Below are 3,428 nucleotides of genomic sequence, written 5' to 3'. Positions count from 1 at the left end.
CGTGCACCGCCGCAGAACGGACGCCAGCCGAACCCTGCGGCGCATGCCGCCGGCGCCGATGATGAGGTCGTCGCCGACCCGGCCCAGGGTGAGCGCTGCGGACTCGATCTGCGGCAACTCTAACCGCAGTCGGTAGACCGACTCGAGTCCGGATCCTGATTCCAGATCCACCATCGGACGCAGCGGCCCCGGCGGCGCCGACCCGTCCCTGCGGCGCGCGCTGTCCAGCAGTTCGGCCAACGCCTTGGCGCCGATCGGCTCACCGGCCAGATGTGGTGTGAGGACCAGCGCGACGTCGCCGATCGCGGCGTCGAGTTCGTCGAGCACCGTGCGCTGCTCACTGATCCGCTCCGAATACCAGTCGAATGCCGGGTGCGCCGGCAGATTGCGGTACTCGTAGGAATCGTCTTGCATCAGAATCTGGTTGACGATGAGTTCCTCAATGCGCACGCCCATCAGCGCCAGCGAGCCCAGTGTCCGGATCGCCTCAGCCGCCACCACTCGCTCCGCGGTGAGCACCAGGTGCGCGCCGACCCGCGTGCCATCGGTCAGCAGTGCGCTGAGCTTTTCGACGCTACCGCTGATGCGTTCGAGCAACTCGACGACGGCGGTCGACCGCGCATCGTCGGCGCCGGCGGAGAGGCGTCGGTGTCGCGGCCATGCGCGCTCGACGTAGAGCGCAAAAGTCGCCGGCAGTGTCAGCATCCGCAGTGCGTCGGCGGTTGACGCGCAGTCGACCACCAGGTGATCCCATCGCCCACACCGGGCCAGCTCCCCGACCTCGTGCAGGCCGAGCACTTCCTGAACGCCGGGCAGTGCCGAAAGTTCTTCCGGCGCAATATCTCCGAGCTCCGATTCGGGGAATCGCCGACTGAGGGTCTCCACCACGGTGCGCCAGCGGGCCTCGAGGAGCGAAAGGGTGTCCAGCGCCAGCGCGTCAAGCGAACCGGTTTCGAGATCCGCCAGCACCCGCACAGCGTCGCCGCGACCGCTCGGGGCGATTACCACGCCGAGCACATCGCCCAGCGAGTGCGCCTGGTCGGTGGAGACCAGCAGCACACGCCGGCCCGCGCGCGCTTCATGCACGGCCGTCGCGGCCGCCAGAGTGGACTTTCCCACCCCGCCCTTGCCGACGAAAAGACTTATCCGGGTAGAGCAGGGCGCTACTGATTCAGCCAGGTTCACGCAGATTCACCCGGGCTCACTCAGCCTCGACTCGTTTCTTCAGATCTTTCAACGCGGTGTCGGTCAGCCTGCGCTCAGCTTTCCGCTTGAGCAGCCCGATCATCGGTATCGCCAGGTCGACCGTCAACTCATAGGTTACGTCGGTTCCAGATCCCTTGGGCGCCAGGCGATATACACCGTCCAGCGATTTGAGCAGCGAACTGGAGACCAGTGACCAGGCGACCGACTTACGGTCTTTGGGCCACGTGTAGGACAGCACCAGGGTGTCTTTGAGGACGCTGGTGTCCAGCACCAGGCGCGCCACCTTCGGGTTGCCCGCGGAGTCAGATTCCAGGACCTCGGCTTCTTTGTATTCCGATACCCAGTCGGGATAGGAGCCGATGTCGGCAATCACATCCATCACCGTGCCGGGGTCCGCGTCGATGTAGATCGTCTGGGCCGTCTTCTCCGCCACCTAGTCTCTTCCTTACTCCGCTTACTCCGCGCTGCGCGGCTCGGGGCTCGAACCGCCGCCCACGGCAGAAACGGTACTCCCCGGCCGGGCTCAGGCCTGGTCAAGCACCGGAGAAACCCCGACCGGGCGAGAGCTCTCCAGCGTCGACTTCACTTCGAAGGCCATCTTTTTGCCCGCGACCCGGCGCCGATGCGTCATTCTCGCGAGGTTGAGCCTGGCCAGTTGCGTGGGCGTCACTCCGGTCGGCTCGGCGTGCAGAAAGTAGTGCAGCAGTGCACCACCCAGCATCGGCTCGAGCCAGATTTCCATCGTGCCGGTCAGCGGGCCTGCCACCGCCCACCGAACGCCTTGCGGACCGCGATCCTGGGTGACCTCCAGGCGCAGATCGGGCCACCACCTCCGCCAGTTGGACGGATCGCCCACGGTGGCGCCGATGCGTGCCGGATCGGCGGCGACGTAGGTCTCGTCGGCAATCTGAACGCTGTGCACGGCCAATAGCTTCACATACCGCGGCACGGGCCGGGAATCGCCCGCTCATCAGCGGGCCCGCCGGGCCGCGCAGCACCACCGGATAGTCTTATCGAGCTGCTGTTTGCCTGTAATCCTGTTTGCCTGTCATCACCGAAGCGAGGTCGAAAAAGAGTGCGCGAATTGACCGTTCCCGCCGGGTTCACTGTCGGTGAGCACGACAACATCGTTTCCACGGTGTTCGAGCACGAGCGCGATGACCCTGATGCGGTGATCTTCAACCGTCTGGTCGACGGAGTCTGGACCGACGTGACGTGCGCACAGGCTGCCGCCCAAATTCGTTCGACGGCACTGGGCCTGATCGCGCAAGGGGTGCGCGCGGGCGACCGGGTGGCCATCTTCTCGGCGACCCGCTACGAATGGACGATCCTCGACCAGGCAATCCTCGCTGCCGGGGCGGTCACCGTTCCGATCTACGAGACTTCCTCGGCCGAGCAGGTGCGCTGGGTGCTGAGCGATTCGGCCGCGGTGGTGGCGTTCGCCGAGTCCGACGCTCACGCAAAGATCATCTCCGAGCTGGCCGGCGACCTGCCCGAGCTGCGGCGAGTGCTGCACATCGACGGGTCAGGCCCCAAGGCGCTCGACCAACTCGACGAGGAGGGCGCATCGGTCGATCCGGCCGAACTCACCGCCCGCGTCGAGGCGCTGCGCAGCGAAGACCCCGCGACGTTGATCTACACCTCGGGCACCACCGGTCGCCCGAAGGGCTGCCAGCTGACGCACGCGAACCTGGTTTATGAGACCCGCGGAACCAAGGAGGTGCTGCCGACGCTGCTGAAAAAGGGCGAGCGGCTGCTGATTTTCCTGCCGCTGGCTCACGTGTTGGCCCGTGCGCTGACGCTGTGCGCGTTCCACAACAAGGTGACCGTGGGATTCACCAGCGACATCAAAAATCTGGTGCCGATGTTCGGGGTGTTCAAGCCGACGGTGGTGGTGTCGGTGCCGCGAGTGTTCGAGAAGGTCTACAACACCGCGGCACAGAATGCGGCCAGCGACGGCAAGGGCCGCATCTTCGAGATGGCCGCGCAGACCGCGGTCGACTGGAGCGAAGCGCAGGACAGCGGCGGCCCCGCTCTGCTGCTGCGGGCCAAGCATGCGCTGTTCGACAAGCTCGTCTACCACAAGCTGCGCGCCGCGCTCGGCGGCAACTGCCGCGCATCGGTGTCCGGCGGCGCTCCGCTGGGCGCCAGGTTGGGCCACTTCTACCGCGGCGTCGGGCTGAACGTCTACGAAGGCTACGGGCTGACCGAGACGAGTGCGG

General features: G+C 66.2%; 4 protein-coding genes. 1 reads left to right on the top strand and 3 read right to left on the bottom strand.

What is annotated here, in order from left to right; genetic code table 11:
- The 3 genes from AC2VOG_RS08405 to AC2VOG_RS08395 form a co-directional block, all read right to left on the bottom strand.
- On the bottom strand, positions 1 to 1,179 hold a 1,179-nt coding region (locus AC2VOG_RS08405; RefSeq protein WP_486939455.1), incomplete at its 3' end, for an ArsA family ATPase.
- A gap of 22 nt (positions 1,180 to 1,201) precedes the next feature.
- Positions 1,202 to 1,639 (bottom strand): SRPBCC family protein, encoded by a 438-nt coding sequence (locus AC2VOG_RS08400; RefSeq protein WP_486939454.1) that lies wholly within the window; start codon positions 1,637 to 1,639, stop codon positions 1,202 to 1,204.
- A gap of 90 nt (positions 1,640 to 1,729) precedes the next feature.
- A complete protein-coding gene (locus AC2VOG_RS08395) occupies positions 1,730 to 2,128 on the bottom strand; it encodes a polyketide cyclase / dehydrase and lipid transport (RefSeq protein WP_486939453.1) in 399 nt (132 codons plus the stop codon).
- A 153-nt stretch (positions 2,129 to 2,281) separates the two neighbouring features.
- On the opposite strand from AC2VOG_RS08395, the gene AC2VOG_RS08390 reads away from it, so the two are divergent.
- On the top strand, positions 2,282 to 3,428 hold a 1,147-nt coding region (locus AC2VOG_RS08390), incomplete at its 3' end, for an AMP-dependent synthetase/ligase (RefSeq protein WP_486939452.1).

Source organism: Mycobacterium sp. TH-M11 (assembly GCF_057473725.1).
The sequence above is the reverse complement of the archived record's forward strand: the minus strand, read 5'-3'. Positions and strand labels throughout refer to the sequence as shown.